The sequence below is a fragment of the Candidatus Alkanophaga liquidiphilum genome (assembly GCF_053996935.1).
In genome coordinates, this window is record NZ_JBMXYC010000024.1 from 1 (window position 1) to 14,879 (window position 14,879).

Annotated in this window: 18 protein-coding genes and 1 tRNA gene; 10 read left to right on the forward strand and 9 right to left on the reverse strand. The window is 48.5% G+C overall.

Features of this window, described 5'->3' with window-relative positions:
* The first annotated feature begins 43 nt into the window (after positions 1–43).
* From ACXJJA_RS03065 to ACXJJA_RS03095, 7 genes are all read left to right on the forward strand, one after another.
* On the forward strand, positions 44–445 hold the full coding sequence (locus ACXJJA_RS03065) for a CfrBI family restriction endonuclease (RefSeq protein WP_456486758.1): 402 nt from the start codon (positions 44–46) through the stop codon (positions 443–445).
* Positions 446–606: 161 nt separating this feature from the next.
* Complete coding sequence (locus tag ACXJJA_RS03070; protein WP_456486759.1) at positions 607–1,122, forward strand: retroviral-like aspartic protease family protein; 516 nt, start codon at positions 607–609, stop codon at positions 1,120–1,122.
* On the forward strand, positions 1,109–2,437 hold the full coding sequence (locus ACXJJA_RS03075; RefSeq protein ID WP_456486760.1) for a HEAT repeat domain-containing protein: 1,329 nt from the start codon (positions 1,109–1,111) through the stop codon (positions 2,435–2,437). Before ACXJJA_RS03070 ends, ACXJJA_RS03075 begins: the two co-directional genes overlap by 14 nt.
* Complete coding sequence (locus ACXJJA_RS03080) at positions 2,412–2,684, forward strand: HEAT repeat domain-containing protein (protein ID WP_456486761.1); 273 nt, start codon at positions 2,412–2,414, stop codon at positions 2,682–2,684. Before ACXJJA_RS03075 ends, ACXJJA_RS03080 begins: the two co-directional genes overlap by 26 nt.
* Before the next feature lie 119 nt (positions 2,685–2,803).
* Positions 2,804–3,517, forward strand: coding sequence for a hypothetical protein (locus tag ACXJJA_RS03085; protein ID WP_456486762.1), 714 nt, complete (start codon positions 2,804–2,806; stop codon positions 3,515–3,517).
* Between the two features lie 90 nt (positions 3,518–3,607).
* On the forward strand, positions 3,608–3,994 hold the full coding sequence (locus ACXJJA_RS03090; RefSeq protein WP_456486763.1) for a hypothetical protein: 387 nt from the start codon (positions 3,608–3,610) through the stop codon (positions 3,992–3,994).
* Between the two features lie 222 nt (positions 3,995–4,216).
* Positions 4,217–5,059, forward strand: coding sequence for a hypothetical protein (locus tag ACXJJA_RS03095; protein WP_456486764.1), 843 nt, complete (start codon positions 4,217–4,219; stop codon positions 5,057–5,059).
* Positions 5,060–5,800: 741 nt separating this feature from the next.
* On the opposite strand, the gene gltA is transcribed toward ACXJJA_RS03095, so the two are convergent.
* Positions 5,801–7,318: an NADPH-dependent glutamate synthase gene (gltA, locus tag ACXJJA_RS03100; protein WP_456486765.1), complete on the reverse strand. Its 1,518-nt coding sequence runs from the start codon at positions 7,316–7,318 to the stop codon at positions 5,801–5,803.
* Positions 7,319–8,173, reverse strand: a complete 855-nt coding sequence (locus ACXJJA_RS03105; protein ID WP_456486766.1) for a sulfide/dihydroorotate dehydrogenase-like FAD/NAD-binding protein — start codon at positions 8,171–8,173, stop codon at positions 7,319–7,321.
* Between the two features lie 122 nt (positions 8,174–8,295).
* Here ACXJJA_RS03105 and thiL point away from each other — a divergent pair, with 122 nt between their 5' ends.
* On the forward strand, positions 8,296–9,303 hold the full coding sequence (thiL, locus tag ACXJJA_RS03110; RefSeq protein WP_456486767.1) for a thiamine-phosphate kinase: 1,008 nt from the start codon (positions 8,296–8,298) through the stop codon (positions 9,301–9,303).
* Here thiL and ACXJJA_RS03115 read toward each other — a convergent pair.
* The 5 genes from ACXJJA_RS03115 to ACXJJA_RS03135 all read right to left on the reverse strand — a co-directional run bounded on the left by ACXJJA_RS03115 (position 9,293) and on the right by ACXJJA_RS03135 (position 12,882).
* On the reverse strand, positions 9,293–9,826 hold the full coding sequence (locus ACXJJA_RS03115) for an NTPase (RefSeq protein WP_456486768.1): 534 nt from the start codon (positions 9,824–9,826) through the stop codon (positions 9,293–9,295). The genes thiL and ACXJJA_RS03115 overlap by 11 nt on opposite strands.
* 74 nt (positions 9,827–9,900) lie before the next feature.
* On the reverse strand, positions 9,901–11,361 hold the full coding sequence (glyS, locus tag ACXJJA_RS03120) for a glycine--tRNA ligase (RefSeq protein ID WP_456486769.1): 1,461 nt from the start codon (positions 11,359–11,361) through the stop codon (positions 9,901–9,903).
* A gap of 1 nt (position 11,362) precedes the next feature.
* Positions 11,363–12,220 (reverse strand): CBS domain-containing protein, encoded by an 858-nt coding sequence (locus ACXJJA_RS03125; protein WP_456486770.1) that lies wholly within the window; start codon positions 12,218–12,220, stop codon positions 11,363–11,365.
* Between the two features lie 14 nt (positions 12,221–12,234).
* Positions 12,235–12,486, reverse strand: coding sequence for a translation elongation factor-like protein (locus tag ACXJJA_RS03130; RefSeq protein WP_456486771.1), 252 nt, complete (start codon positions 12,484–12,486; stop codon positions 12,235–12,237).
* Positions 12,487–12,495: 9 nt separating this feature from the next.
* Positions 12,496–12,882: a translation initiation factor IF-5A gene (locus ACXJJA_RS03135; protein ID WP_456486772.1), complete on the reverse strand. Its 387-nt coding sequence runs from the start codon at positions 12,880–12,882 to the stop codon at positions 12,496–12,498.
* Positions 12,883–13,026: 144 nt separating this feature from the next.
* Between ACXJJA_RS03135 and ACXJJA_RS03140 the strand changes: the two genes are divergently transcribed.
* A tRNA-Pro gene (locus ACXJJA_RS03140) sits at positions 13,027–13,099 on the forward strand.
* Here ACXJJA_RS03140 and ACXJJA_RS03145 read toward each other — a convergent pair.
* Entirely contained in the window at positions 13,081–13,902 is an 822-nt protein-coding gene (locus ACXJJA_RS03145) for a S16 family serine protease (RefSeq protein WP_456486773.1), read from the reverse strand. The two genes, ACXJJA_RS03140 and ACXJJA_RS03145, sit on opposite strands and share 19 nt — an antisense overlap.
* A gap of 144 nt (positions 13,903–14,046) precedes the next feature.
* Here ACXJJA_RS03145 and pth2 point away from each other — a divergent pair, with 144 nt between their 5' ends.
* A complete protein-coding gene (gene pth2, locus ACXJJA_RS03150; RefSeq protein WP_456486774.1) occupies positions 14,047–14,424 on the forward strand; it encodes a peptidyl-tRNA hydrolase Pth2 in 378 nt (125 codons plus the stop codon).
* A 93-nt stretch (positions 14,425–14,517) separates the two neighbouring features.
* Here the strand turns inward: pth2 and ACXJJA_RS03155 are convergent.
* A partial coding sequence (locus ACXJJA_RS03155; RefSeq protein WP_456486775.1) for a PGF-CTERM sorting domain-containing protein occupies positions 14,518–14,879 on the reverse strand: 362 nt, incomplete at its 5' end.

Genomic DNA, 14,879 nt, shown 5'->3' on the forward strand with positions numbered 1-14,879 from the left:
ATTCTTGGGATTCAGAGGATGATTAAATCTTAATTTTGATGAGATGAAAAAGAAAGGGTTGGTTGAAAACAGAGAAATTGATGCTATTGTATTCAACAGAAATAAAGAACCTATAATCATTGAATTAAAATTATTGGGAATAGGGAATCCAGAGATTGGAGATGAAGCATTAGCTAGGAAAGTTGATCTATTTTTGATTGATAGATTAACGGAAATGATGATAAAAGAATTTGAGAAAATAGGAGCAAAAGTTATAGAATTTCGGCAGGAAAATCCATTGAAGGAAATTTACAAATTCTTTTCATCAAAAAATGTCAATTGTGATGAGGCAAAATATATGTCTTCTGAAGAATTGAAGGAAAAAATCGAGCATATAATTAAAGAATGGAAAGAAACAAAAGAGGAATACAGAACCTTAAAGAAATTGAAGGAGTTAACAAAATGATGCCGCATCGCCCGACTCTCCGCTCGCTTATGCTCACTTCGCTCACTCAAATTGCTCAATCGGGCAACTTTGCATGCCCGCAAAACATTAGGCGACATTGCAAAAGGGTTTAAAAAGATGCTTGGGTATTATAGTAACGATTAGTGAAAGGGGGAATTGGAATGGGAAAAGTGGTTGAGAAAATAAAGGTCATAAATGTCTTTGAGCCGGAAAGAGCAATCGAGATCGAGGCTGTTATTGATACAGGAGCAACTATGCTTGTTTTACCTCAAAATGTCATCGACGAACTCCGTTTAAAAAAGATGAGAGAAGTAAAAGTAAGATATGCGAACAACAAAACGGAAATCAAATCGATTTATGGCATTGTAACTGTGGAAATGTGCGGTAGGGCGGGCGAATTTAACGTTCTGGCAGAGCCCGAAGGCGCCCAACCTCTCGTAGGACAAATAATACTTGAGCAGTTAGACCTCATAGTTGACCCAAGCACAAGGAAGGTCATTCCAAATCCAAGATCACCAGAGATGCCGATGGTAGAAGTTTTAATGGCAACGTCGCCTAACAGCGGGTATGCGGTTCGCTTCGCTCACCCAAACCCTTACGGGCTTCGCATACCCGCCGGACGTTATACACAATTGGTCGCACTAAGACTTAGGAGGTGTGAAGATGGGAATATTTGATGGGTTGTTCAAGCCGAATGTGGAAAGGCTGCAAGAGAAGAAGAACGTTAAAGGATTGATAAAAGCTTTACGACATAAATATCGGTATGTTCGAGAGGAAGCAGCAGAGGCTCTTGGAGAGATAGGAGATAAAAGAGCAGTAGAACCTCTCGTTCAGGCTTTGAAGGATGAATATTGGGGTGTTCGAAGTAAAGCAGCAGAGGCTCTTGACAAAATGGGCTGGGAGCCTGGAGATGATACGGAGAAGGTTTATTACCTGATCGCAAAGCGAGAATGGAGTGAATTACCAGAATTAGGAGAAACGGCAGTAGAGCCACTCATTCAGGCCTTGAAGGATGAAGATAGAGATGTTCGAAGTGAAGCAGCAGAGGCTCTTGGGAAGATAGGAGATAAAAGAGCAGTAGAGCCTCTCGTTCAGGCCTTGAAGGATGAAGATAGAGATGTTCGAAGTGAAGCAGCAGAGGCTCTTGGAAGGATAGGAGAACCGGCAGTAGAATCTCTCATTCAGACCTTGAAGGACGAAGATAGTGGTGTTCGATGGGGAGCAGCAGAGGCTCTTGGGAAGATAGGAGAACCGGCAGTAGAGCCTCTCATTCAAGCTTTGAAGGACAAAGATAGGCATGTTCGAAGGGAAGCAGCAAAGGCTCTTGGAGAGATAGGAGATAAGAGAGCGGTAGAGCCTCTCATTCAGGCTTTGAAGGATGAAGATGGGTTTGTTCGAGAGGAAGCAGCAGGGGCTCTTGGAAAGATAGGAGATAAAAGAGCAGTAGAACCTCTCATTCAGGCCTTGAAGGACAAAAATAGTGATGTTCGAAAGAAAGCAGCATGGGCTCTTGGAGAGATAGGAGATGAAAGAGCGGTAGAGCCTCTCATTCGGGCCTTAAAGGACAAATGGTATGTTCGAGAGAGAGCAGCAGAGGCTCTTGGCAAAATGGGCTGGAAGCCTGGAGATGATACGGAGAAGGTTTATTACCTAATCGCACAGCGAAAATGGAGTGAATTACCAAAGTTGGGAGAACCGGCAGTAGAACCTCTCATTCAGGCCTTGAAGGATGAAGATGAGTTTGTTCAATTGGGAGCAGCAAGTGCTCTTGGAGAGATAGGAGATAAGAGAGCGGTAGAGCCTCTCATTCAGACCTTGAAGGACAAAACATATTGGTATCCTGTCGATCCTTTGCGGGAGGCCGTTCGATGGGAAGCAGCAGAAGCTCTACAAAAGATAACGGGAATAACGATACTTCGATGGGAAGCAGTAGAAACTCTAGAAAAGATAATAAAGATAATGGGAATTGGGAATAAAGATAATGGGAATTAAGTATGTTCGAGAGGGACTTGGCAGGTTTGCCGAGGGTAAATTCAAGACCGTTGAACAATTAATCCACGCACTCCAAAATGATAGGAATCCCTTTGTGCGAATGGGAGCAGCAATAGATTTGGGCTTGCACGGCGATCCAAAAGCTATTGAACCTTTACGCTATGCAATTCAGCACGATCCTAACCCTGCGGTACGGGAAGCTGCGAAAGAAGCTTTAGAAAAGATCAAGTCAAAAAATTTAAAATGATAAGCGACCAACAGCGTATGACACGGTGTAAAAGACTACGCTTCGCTCCGCCTAAATTCGGCAAAGCCGAACTTCGTATCTCCGCAAACCGTTAGGCGAAATGCAAAGGAGGTGAAAATATGCTAAGGAAGGCATTTGCCATTGGAGCAATTCTAACAGCCGTGGTAATTGTGGCGATTTTACTTAGTGGATGTGTTGAAAAGATCATGCCGCCTTCCATTTCTCCAACAAACTCAGAAGCAGAGAGAAAAAAGCCAAGTGAGTCTCCAAATGCTTATTTAAAAGATATATTTCCATTCTCTTCTTCTGCACCGAAACCACGAATCGATACAGTTCCATTTGCCTTGAGTGAACTTTGCACCTCATATAAACATTACTACTTCCCCAAGTTAGTGATCAGAAACGAGGGAGAGGCAGGATACATCAACGTGACGGTTAAACTTCACTTTAAACCCCATTATAACTGGAGTGGTAATGTCTCAGCATCAAAAGTCATTTACATGGATAAAAACCAAATAATAGGTATCAGAATTAAGGCTACGCGTCCACGGTGTATAGGAAGAGCGGACTATTATTCTTCGGGATCAAAAATGGAATTAAAATACTATCCATCTCTAAAAAGAGTTACGGATGATTTACTTGAACCTGATGATTGGCGTAGAGCGCTAAGTGGACCATCAATTGATGGAGTATTGGAAGTGGATTATGATGGATGTGTACGTCTCTTTAGAAAACATGCATTAGATAGGGAAGGATGGTTCTACATCACTGTGGAAGCGGGAGAAGTTACAAATAGTTCTATGCTTACTGTGGAAGCAATGAGAAACAACTAATAACGGAAGATGTAGAAGCTTTTGATTAGAGCCCAGACGGCAAAGAGATCGCATTTATCTCAAGCGAAAGAGACTTCTGGATAATAAACCATGATGATGAAAACAAAATTTCAGATCACAAAAGGGGAGAACGTATACTCTTTCTCTCGGAGACATGACAGGAAGAAAATCTCATTCGCTTCATATCCAAAATTTAAAGGTGTTGAAGTAGACATTAAATTCTTTGATGAAAAAGATAGGTTTTTGCTATTTGAAAACATACCTATAGAAGTTACCGTTAACCTCTACACGAAAAACAAGAGCAAACTTGTATGGTCAGGGAGATCAAAAATTAGCAGCTATGTGGAGACAACTTCTCTTGGTGGAGAAAGACTTAAAATTCCTGTAGAGGACATAAAAAAACTAAAGGAGGCCCGAATTGCAGAAGTAATTGTACATACTGGTCGGGGTGATTTTAAGGATGAAGATAAAGTTTAATTGCACTTCGCCTAACAGATGGATATGTAACTCTTACAGAGCCCAAATTTGACTTCGGCAAACTTCACATATCCCCGGAACGATAAACAAAATTTCGCCGCTAACGCTCCGAAATTTCGCTTATCTTGCGGTTAATAAGGTAGCACCAGACAAATTGCAGGTTTAAAAACATGTTATAACAATGAAAGAAAAGTTATTTGAAGAAATATCGGATAGGATAGTATGAAAAGAATGGTTCCCGGTTATGAGGAGCAGTTTTTTAATTCCCCTAAAAACACAGGGGATTATGTTTCAGATTGTAGAGACGATTTTAAAAAATGCATGCGAGATGTTTTTGCCGAGATCTCAGAAAAAGTGTTTAACGATGAGGAGGATGTCTCTGAAAGAATCATGAAAAAAGCGTTAGAGTGTTACAGGAGTTATTTTCAGTCGATGAAAGGAGGAATAAATTTAAGAGATAAGGAAGTTAAGGAGGGGGTTCTGAGGGAGGAGGAAAGACAAAGAAACCTCTATAAAGCATTGAAGGAACTTGTTAAAAGATTTGCAGAGCTTGACGTGCAGTTAAAAATAATCAAAGATGGTCAGTATTATGCTCTTAATCCTCTGATGTGGAACACTGGTATTGTTCATGGGAAATGCCTGCAGGTTAATGAGCGAGGATACTTGTATGCACTTCCGTTAGTGCCCATAATAACCCATGAATATACCCATATACGAGGGACCCCTCCAGCGGCGGACATTATTTATGTTGATAAAAACTGTGTGATTATGCATCCCTGTGGGGAAGAGATTGATAAGAGTTTTTGGGAGGCAAGTAAAAGGATTTTTGGAGGTGAAAAAGATTTAAAAAAGGACTTCCCAGGGGCTTTTTCAGCGAGGAAGAAGAATAATTTTATCCGGATAGACTCCAAGGAAAGTTTTTCAGAAAAAATATTAAATGAAATTATGGAGAAATACAATGTGGTTGCAGTGCTACATGGAAACATTTATAATTCAACTGCTTATTTATATCTGAAAACTAGAGACAAATTGGCTGAATATTTTGTGAAAAGCGATTGGTTATGATTGATGAAACAAAAATTTGGGGATTGTTATAAGAGAGATTAAAAATATCACAGATTCGGGGATCAAGCGGAGGAGCGGACATTTAGGTAGTGCGACCCTTACAAGGTTTGAAATTGAAAAAATAAACAAAATAAAATACAAAGGAAAAACTGCTCATAAGACCATCTTTGTGTTTGAAACATATACGCAGACAGAGTTTGAGCATCCTCCCCCGGGGGTGCGTATTACAAAAACGAATATAAGAATAGTATATTGATTGATGAAAACTTAAATGTGTTAGGATACAGAAGATAGAATCGGGGTTAGGAATTCGTTGGTTTTGAAAGTTTTATAGAGAGAATTTCTGTTAAAAGTGTATTCTAACCTTGAAAAGAATTAAAATCCTGGGTTTAAAAAAGATGGTTTTTAAATGAGACCTGGATTGTCATGGATAAAATATATGACAAGATAGGTATTTGAATACTTTAAAATAAAAGTTTACCATTTTGATGGATACTATACTAAAAGCAAGTGAAGATACAGCTGTGGACGGGCAACAATGAACTTTTATAACGTTTATCATAGGAGAATCGTTGTAAAATATAAGATAGGTGTTGAAAAACAACGTTTAGGATGCGGGCGACAGCCTATAATCTCATGGAATTGAACAAGATGGAAAGCTTCGTTCATTTTAGATGATTCTTTTGCTTATCTCAGTGCTTATCGCTCCACACTCCACAACGCCTACTTTCATATAAAAAGTTAATGGTAGTCTTGGCGGCTTGTAAGGCTTGTAAGATACTTGTGGATGGCGAATGCTGCCTTCTTGCCGGCGCTCATCGCTGAAATCACGGTGGCAGCGCCGGTAGTGATGTCTCCGCCCGCAAAAACGCCCTCCACGGAAGTTTTCCCCTCATCGTCAACGATGATGGTGCTGCGTTTCGTCACCGCCAAGCCCTTAACGCTCGGCATGTTTGGTCTTTGCCCTATCGCCACGATGACGGTGTCCACGTCCATCATGAACTCTGAGCCTTCGATGGGGATGGGGCGGCGCCGCCCCGAAGCGTCAGGCTCGCCGAGACGCATGCGCACGCACTCCATCTGCCGCACCCAGCCGCGCTCGTCTCCTATATACCTCCTGGGGACGGTGAGCAGCATGAATTTCACGCCCTCCTCCTTAGCATGCTCTATCTCTTCGGCACGAGCCGGCATCTCTGCCTCCGTCCGCCGATACACGATTATGGACTCTTCGGCGCCGAGTCTGAGGGCGCAGCGTGCACAGTCCATAGCCACGTTCCCGCCGCCTATGGTCGCAACCCTCTTCCCTATACGTATTGGCGTATCGTATTCTGGGAACTTGTAAGCCTTCATCAGGTTTATTCTTGTGAGGAACTCGTTTGCGGAGTAGATGCCGTTGAGATTTTCGCCCGGTATGGCCATGAAGGAGGGAAGCCCGGCACCCGTGCCTATGAAGACCGCTCCGAAACTTTCCAAAAGCTCCTCGACGGTAATCGTTTTGCCGACGACGACGTTTGTTACTATTCTCACGCCCAGCTCCTCCAGCCGCTCGACCTCAGCTCTGACGATGCGTTTTGGCAGTCTGAACTCCGGAATACCGTAAATTAGGACGCCGCCGGGTTCGTGCAATGCTTCAAAGACCACGACCTCATAACCGAGCTTAGAAAGTTCGGCGGCACACGTCAGCCCTGCCGGTCCTGAACCGACTACAGCTACACGCCGCAGTCGCTCTCGCTTGCCGCCAACGCCAGCGCCACGCTTAGCGGCATGCCCCTCCTTTTTCCTCTTCTTCATCTCATAGTCGGCTAAGAACCGCTCCAGTCTTCCTATCGCCACGGCTTCTCTCCTGTATTTGACCAGTCCATGCCTTTCCAAATATTCTTCGAGCTTACGTCTCGCCTCCTCCCTCATAAATCTCGAGCATCCGACTCTTAGCCAGCAGAGCCCCTCACATTGGTTCTCATAAGGGCAGACACGTCCGCAGACTGCAGGCAGACCGTTCTTCTCTCTTATTATTTTTATACCCCCATCGAAATCTCGCTCCTGTATCGCCTTTATGAATGCAGGAATATCAATGCCGACCGGACAGCCTTGTACGCACCCCGGACGTTCGCACTGCAGGCAACGCTCCGCCTCTTTCACCGCAGTCTCCTCGTCGTAGCCGAGAGCAACCTCCTCAAAATTTTTTATTCGTTCCCTCGGGTCCTGCTCTGGCATTGGGTATTTTGTCTTTCTGACCTCTTCTTTCGCCTTTGCCTGCATTCACTCACCCCGTCCAGTCTCTTTTTCAAACAGCTTCAGCGCCAGCCGTTCCTCTTCCAGATATCTTGCGTTGCGTGCGAGGAGTTCGTCGAAATCGACGAAGTGCGCATCGAATTCCGGACCGTGGACACAGGCGAACTTAATCTCGCCGCCGACCGTCACACGACAGGAGCCGCACATCCCCGTCCCATCGACCATTATCGGGTTCAAACTCACTATCGACTTCACCCCGTAGTCTCGTGTGACGCCAGCAACGACCTTCATCATTACCACAGGTCCGGCTGCCACTACGAGGTCTATTCTCTGACGCCGTCCCGCCGCTGCAGTTTCAAGCAGGTCCCGCAAAACATCGCTGACGAAGCCCTTACGCCCCTTAGAGCCGTCGTCCGTCGTCACGTAAAGCTCATCGCTCACCTCCCGCATCTCTTCCTCCAAAATAAGCAAGCCTTTAGTCCGTGCTCCGATTATCGAAATCACATAATTCCCGGCGGCTTTCAACGCGCTCGCTCTTGGGTATATGGGTGCGACTCCGACGCCGCCGCCGATGCACACCACGCACCCGTATTTTTTAATGCTCGCAGGCACGCCTAAAGGACCGACGAAGTCAAGGATGTAATCGCCCTCTCGCAGCCTACCGAGTTTCTTCGTTGTCCTCCCAACCTCTCGGAAAATTATCGTCACGGTGCCTTTCTCAGAGTCAGCAGCGACAATTGTTAGAGGGATACGCTCACCACGCTCGTCAACCCTCAAAATGACGAACTGCCCCACTCTTGCCCGCCTCGCCACCAGCGGCGCAAAAACCTCAAGCTGCTTAATGTTTGGCGCTAATTCCTTCTTCCTGACTATTTCATACATCGCCCTCGTTTTTGCTTATGACTCCCAATGCTTCTACCTTTTCATTTTAGTCACCTACCATATTGGCTCTCTCAAATCTTAACTCCTAAAAAGAAGGAAGAAAAAGGATAGTTGAGTCAAGAATGAAGGTCGAGGAAGTAGGCGAGTTGGAACTCATCAAAAAAATTGCACGCAAGTTCAGACGCCGTTACCCCCCGGTGGTTTTAGGCGCCGGGGACGACGATTGTGCGGTGCTTGAGTGCGGCGAGCTTCTCAGAAAATACCTCGTCGTGACGACCGACGGGATGCGGGCTTCAACGCACTTCCCGGAGGGTATGACGCCGTTCCAGATGGGCTGGAGCGTAGTCGCCGCAAATTTAAGCGACATCGCCGCCATGGGCGCCCGTCCGTTTGCGTTCACGGTTGCTATGGGTATTCCTCCAAACACTGAAGGCTCGTTCGTGGAGGAAATTGCGGGAGGCATGGAGAGTTGTGCGGAGCGGTTTGATGTTTTCGTGGTGGGCGGCGACGTTGTGAGGAGTGATGAACTCACGCTCGTCGGAACTTGCCTGGGGGTCGTCGATAAGCGCAAGTTAGTAAAAAGGAGCGGGGCGAGCGTCGACGACCTCGTTTGCGTCACCGGCAACCTCGGAAATGCTGCACTCGGCTTAGAATTGCTAAAAGGCATTGTTATGTCTTCACTGCCGCAGAGCGTTGAGAAGGTCGCGAAAAAAGCCCTTTTAGAGCCCGTGCCAAGGGTTAAGGAAGGGATTGCGCTTGCAGAGACGGGCGTGGTAACTTCGATGATGGACGTGAGCGACGGACTTGCGAAATCCCTACACGAGCTTTCGAGGAGCAGCAGCGTCGGCTTCGAGATTCATGCGGAGAGGATTCCTGTACTGAAGGAGCTAAGGGAAGTTCTCGGCGAAAAAGCTTTGGAGCTTGCTTTATACTGTGGCGGCGACTATGAATTGCTTTTCACTGTGCGTCGTGACGGCATGGACGCTCTTAAAGAGGTTAGAAAGGCAATAGGAACAAAAATAAGCGTAATAGGCAAAGTGAAACGCTTGAACGAAGGAATTTACATAAGGAACGGCAGAAGAGAGGAAATAAAGCTAAGAGGCTACTTGCATTTCGGCGCTACGCCCTAAGCGCACGCAAATATTTCTCAGAAATAAGCTCCGGAAGCCCCTCTCTATTCATGATTGTTACCTCAAAAAGCTCGAATTCTTCTTTCACTCGCATCGCAAGCTCGTGTCTGAGGTTGTGATGGACGGAGACGAACATGTGCTTCTTGCTGATCAAAGCTCCCTCGACGGCGGCAGCAAACTTCTCGGACTTCATCTCCATCGGTGCAATCTCGTCTATCACTACGACGTCTGCGAACTGCGTTGCGTTTCTTATCGCAGTGACGCCAATCCCCTCCAAATCCTGCATATTGACCCCATATTTCCCGATACGAGGACCCTCAAGTCCGATGTAGGCGAGGACGCCCCGCCGCCCGCTTGCGACGTCAAGAATCTCAAAGCCGACCCGCCGCCCTCCCTTCCTTATGTTAGAGGAGAGCATCCCGCCAACGCTGACGCCTTCGGCTTTCAGCCGTGCCACTACTTTCCGAATCACCGTAGATTTTCCAATTCCAGGACGTCCAGTAACAGCAATTCTCACTCTCATCCTCCCCAGGTAATTCAATGCCCCCCGTCAGCAGTCGTTCTGCTGCGAGCTCGAGCGTCCGCTGCTGCGAGTTCCTATGCAAATATGCTCTCGCAGACGCAGCTTAACTTCGCAGGCAGCTCCGAAATGCTGACTCTGACCTGCTCCATCGAGTCCCTATCTCTGATAGTCACGGTGTCGTTCTCGAGCGTCTCGTAGTCTATCGTGATGCAGAACGGCGTCCCTATCTCGTCTTGGCGGCGGTATCTCCGCCCTATGCTCCCGGAGGCGTCGAATTCTGCGAAAATGCGGTGGCGGCGCAGCATCTGGAAGACCTCACGTGCTTTGTTCACGAGCGGTTCTCTGTTAAGCAGCGGAAGCACCGCAACCTCCACGGGAGCAACATGCGTTTTAAGACGGAGGACACGCCGCACCTCGCCACGCACCTCTTCCTTGTGGAACGAGCTTTCAAGGAGTGCGTAGATTATCCTATCGATTCCGTAAGACGGTTCTATGACGTGTGGGAAAACGCTCAGACTCCTGCCTTCCTCCTCCATTTTTTCCGACTTGCTCGCTGTTACTGGGATGCTCATGTCGGCTTTCGCCTTTAGCGAATGCGCACGCAAGTCGTAGTCGCCGCGGTCTGCAACGCCAACGATTTCTACCCAACCGAACCGCTCGCTCAGGAATTCTGCGTCCCAGCAGTCCTCAGCGTAGTGCGCCATCTCGTCACGTTCGTGCTGTCTGAACCGCAGCTTCGCCAGCGGTATGCCTATTTTCTCCAAAAACTGCTGCACCCTTGCCATGTGGTAGCCCAGATACTCGTGTGTTATTATTTTTCTCTCAACGGCGTCTTTCACCGTCGTCTCAAGCTCTTCGTCCATGTAATTCGGCTTGAGGCGCATGGTAACGCTTTCGACCTCGTGGAACCTTGGGTGTTTGCTCTTCTCGTGCGGCAGCACGAAGACTTCAGCCTCAGCGAGCGTGAATTCCCGAAGGCGGATGATGCCTTGTCTCGGTGAGATTTCGTTGCGGTAAGCTCGTCCTACCTGAATGATCCCAAAGGGCAGTTTGTTCCTGTGGAATCTAAGGAGACGGGGAAAGTTCACGAACATGCCTTGAGCGGTTTCGGGTCGCAAGAATGCCTCACTTCTTGCCTTGTCGTCGGAGACGGCGCCTATTCTCGTCTTAAACATAAGGTTAAAGTCCTGGGGTCCTGAGAGCTCGCCGCCGCAGTCCGGGCAGCGCTCGCCGACGTGGTCGGCACGAAAAAGCCCTCTACAGCTCTTGCATTCCACCATCTTGTCCATGAAGCACTCAAGGTGTCCAGAGGCTTCGAAGATGGGGCGTATGCCGAGCGTCGTCGTCTCTATCTCATAAAAGCCCTCGCCGAGCGTGTAGAACTCCCGCCAGAGCGTCTCTATTTTCTTTTTGAGCGCTGTGCCGAGCGGGCCATAATCAAAGAAACCGGAGGCGCCGCCGTAGATCTCAAATGCTGCCCAAATGAAGCCACGGCGTCTTGCGAGTTCCATAACGTCTTCTTCTTTTTTCGACATGTTAGGTCAGGACTTTAAGAAGGTCCCTATCCAGAAGAATTCCGATAAGCTTCATCCGTGAGGAAACCACAGGCAGTTGGTTGAAATCGTTCGCACTCATTTTGTGCGCACAGTCGCTGACCGTAGAGCTTTTCGTTGCAGTGACGACGTCTTTTACCATCACCTCTTTGATCAGCTTGTTCGGCAGTTTTATCTTTGAGACGCTGTAATAAATCCGCATGGTGCCCCGCATGCCTTCCCATGTCCACTCGTCTTCGTCGTGAGCGAGCGACATGTCGGCGCTCTCGGTGCTGTGCTCCACGACCGCTGCGTTTATCAAGTCTTGATCGGTGACGATGCCAACGAGCTTGAGCTCGGCGTCGAGGACGGGCGCCGCCCTGACGTCTGCGAGCTCCATGATGCGTCCGGCGACGGGAAGCGGCGTCTCGTCCCAGAGCGCGAGGAACTCCCGTCGCACGTATTTCTCAATAGGCTTTTCGATGCCGAGTTTTGCGATTTCTCGGATGATGTCAGCGACGGTGATGATGCCAACGAGCTTCTTGCCCACGACGACGGGCAGCCTGCAGATGCCGTGCTTGACGAGTAAACGGGCGGCTTCGACTATGCTTGCGTCCGGGCTTATCATTACGGGGTCCCGCTGCATCAGAAAGACAATCTGCTCCTCTTCGGGGTTCTTCAACAGGTCACGCCTCGTGACGATGCCTACGACCTCATCGCCCTTGACTACCGGGACGCCGGAGACCTGTCTCGTCCGCAGAACCTCAAGAACGTCGTCCCTCATACCGGGTAGCTTGACGTATGCCACGTCCTCGGTCATCACTTCTCCCACTTTTATCCTTTCAGCTGCCTTCAGGGGCAAGTAATGCCCCCCTCCTATACGACGTAAATCTTGTCGTTTTCTCTTACTTTGTTTATGACTTTCAGCCCTATGGACTGCCCTGCCCTCGCATGCTCTATTTTCTGCTTTTCTATCTCCATTGAGGTCACTTCCTGCTCGAAGTCTGTCGTGGCGCCCTCTATTTTTATCCTGTCCCCCAGCTTCAGGTCGCTGACAAGCTCCACGACCGCCACACTTATCTTAGGGAAGTAATGCGTAACTCTCCCCACATATCTCTTTTCTTGCAATTAAATCCCCTACACACGCATATCTATTTTGTATTTCCCTTCGTAATGTAAAAAGGGTATTTCTTTGCCGGGTTCTATCTTGTCCCGCAGCTCCGCGGGAATCTGAATTTCGATGGTCGAATACGTTTCGAGGTCCATGACTTGAGCGATATCGCCGGATATTGACAGCACTTGCCCAGTCTTCCGCTCGATTATGGGCACATAGATCTTTGCGGTGACGGGCTGGACGATTCTGCGCTTCTGCCCGTCGAAGACGCCAATGACGTCGATCGTCGCCTTTGCGGCGCCGTGTTTCCCGGTTTTGGACGTCGACATGCTGACGATTGTGCAAGGCTCGTCGTCAACAAGGACGTATCTTCCTTCTTTCAGCGCTCTTACCTCCACCTGCTCCTTCATCTTACCCCCACCCCTCGATTCGCTACTGCATTTAAGAAGCTTTCGCCAGCTAACTTCCTGCCTCCAAAAAAGAGCGGAATCAATTAAGCTCTCATGCGTCATTAGAACAAGCATTAATTTAAGTCAGACACACATTAACCTTAGGGGGCTGTAGGGTAGCCTGGAATCCTACCAGCCCGGGGCGCTGGTGACCGGAGTTCAAATCTCCGCAGCCCCACTCTCAATCATGTATTTATACGCTTCTTCTATCCTTCCGACTTCCACGACCTGCATGCTGCCGTCGAAATAATCCTTCAAGTCTATTTCTTTCGGCACGTAGTAGACTTTTTTTATGACAAATCCGAATATCCTCCGCTCCTCAACTTTCCTCTCATAAGTAGTCACGACGCTCTCGCCCTCCGGCACTAAAAAGAGACTCATGCCATTGCGTTCTGCCGCAAGCGCTTTTTCGAAGACGCCGCCGACGGCGCCGATGTTCCCGTATTCGTCGATGGTGCCTGTGATTACGGCATCGCATCTTACTTCCTTGCCTTCAAGTGCAGCAATCGTGGCGAGCGTCGTGGCGGCGCCCGCCGAGGGTCCACCGATGAGCGTGCCATTTATGTCAAAGGAGACGACGACGTCCCTTTCCGAAAGATTGACGCCGACAAAGCGTGCGGCGACCTCCACTGCCGTTCTTATCGAATACTGCGTGTCCGGCTCCACGAACGGGTTCGTGTTCACGAGTGTTCTGCCGTTGCCTTCCTTCACTTCTACACGGACGCCGCCGAGCACGCCGACATTATCAACGCTCCGCACAGCAACAATGTTTGCGCTCGCAGCGCCCAGGCTCGACTGCGGGAGCCAAGTCTTATTATGAGCGTAAGTTGCCAGCAACCGCTCCTTAGCCGCCAGCTCACGCTCCAAATTTTCAATGGTCACTTGCTTCTCATGAAGGAAAATGAAAGATGCGCTTATGGTGAAAATCAGCAGCACACTCAATGCTACGAGGGCTGCGTCCTTGCCGCTGCTGCTTTGCATCACTTTTTATTCTACTCCTCATTAAATTAATATTTGCGGAATCTTGGCTATGGCATAACCCCAGCTAAAGGTGCACGAGGTGGTTTGTGCGGAGGGGCTTCCGCTAATGAGCCGCGGGGCGGCTCCCTAAAATAGCTCAGTAAGATGCTCACGAAATTGGCGAAATTTACGGCAAAAGAAGAATACAAGCAGTGTATAGTGATGCGAGGAGACCTTAAGCTTTCGAAAGGAAAATTAGCGGCGCAAGCGGCACACGCCGCAGTCTCGAGCTACGAGCGGGCGCCGAGACGGGCGAGACGGGCATGGCTGCGTAGCGGGCAGAAGAAAGTGGTGCTGAGGGTTTCTACTCTTGGGGAGCTTTTAGAGCTGAAGCGGCTGGCGGAAACTCTCGGCTTGCCGTGCGCTCTCGTGCAAGACGCTGGGCTGACGGAAGTCCCCAAAGGCACAGTCACGGCGCTTGGTATAGGACCCGCAAAGGCCGAGAAGATAGACAAGGTCACAGGAAACTTGTCGTTATTATGAACTTCAAACACTTGGAAAAATCAGAAAAATTCTCAACGCATTGAAAAACAAAAAAAGAAAAATTAAAGGAGATTTTCACGTTAATGACTTGTTTTACTTCCTTCTCTTGAGTATTAGATACGCCACTGCAAGTATGCCTGCAATCGTAAAGACGGCAGTGAAGCCCGGCGTCGGTGAAGGCGTTGGTGTCTCCTCTACTGGCGTCGGTGTCGGCGTCTCCTCTACCGGCGGTGGCGTTGGTGTCTCCTCTACTGGCGTCGGTGTCGGCGTCTCCTCTACCGGCGTCGGTGTCGCACCAGGCGGCAGTAGTTCGAATGTCGCTTCATCAATGTTGCCGTCCTCGTCTTCTACTTGCACTGTGTAGATGCCCGGCTCGGCGTCGGACGTGTCGAGCGTCACGCTCCACTCCCCATCTTGTATCTCATCAGTCTCGCTCTGTATCTTCTCATACGCAG

Coding starts and splice junctions, on each gene's coding strand:
- ACXJJA_RS03065 (WP_456486758.1), top strand. CDS start 44: ATGAAAAAGAAAGGGTTGGTTGAAAACAGAGAAATTGATGCTATTGTA.
- gltA (WP_456486765.1), bottom strand. CDS start 7,318: ATGCAGGCAAAGGCGAAAGAAGAGGTCAGAAAGACAAAATACCCAATG.
- pth2 (WP_456486774.1), top strand. CDS start 14,047: ATGCTCACGAAATTGGCGAAATTTACGGCAAAAGAAGAATACAAGCAG.
- ACXJJA_RS03145 (WP_456486773.1), bottom strand. CDS start 13,902: ATGCAAAGCAGCAGCGGCAAGGACGCAGCCCTCGTAGCATTGAGTGTG.
- ACXJJA_RS03095 (WP_456486764.1), top strand. CDS start 4,217: ATGAAAAGAATGGTTCCCGGTTATGAGGAGCAGTTTTTTAATTCCCCT.
- ACXJJA_RS03085 (WP_456486762.1), top strand. CDS start 2,804: ATGCTAAGGAAGGCATTTGCCATTGGAGCAATTCTAACAGCCGTGGTA.
- glyS (WP_456486769.1), bottom strand. CDS start 11,361: ATGTCGAAAAAAGAAGAAGACGTTATGGAACTCGCAAGACGCCGTGGC.
- thiL (WP_456486767.1), top strand. CDS start 8,296: ATGAAGGTCGAGGAAGTAGGCGAGTTGGAACTCATCAAAAAAATTGCA.
- ACXJJA_RS03115 (WP_456486768.1), bottom strand. CDS start 9,826: ATGAGAGTGAGAATTGCTGTTACTGGACGTCCTGGAATTGGAAAATCT.
- ACXJJA_RS03070 (WP_456486759.1), top strand. CDS start 607: ATGGGAAAAGTGGTTGAGAAAATAAAGGTCATAAATGTCTTTGAGCCG.
- ACXJJA_RS03135 (WP_456486772.1), bottom strand. CDS start 12,882: ATGAAGGAGCAGGTGGAGGTAAGAGCGCTGAAAGAAGGAAGATACGTC.
- ACXJJA_RS03105 (WP_456486766.1), bottom strand. CDS start 8,173: ATGTATGAAATAGTCAGGAAGAAGGAATTAGCGCCAAACATTAAGCAG.
- ACXJJA_RS03090 (WP_456486763.1), top strand. CDS start 3,608: ATGATGATGAAAACAAAATTTCAGATCACAAAAGGGGAGAACGTATAC.
- ACXJJA_RS03075 (WP_456486760.1), top strand. CDS start 1,109: ATGGGAATATTTGATGGGTTGTTCAAGCCGAATGTGGAAAGGCTGCAA.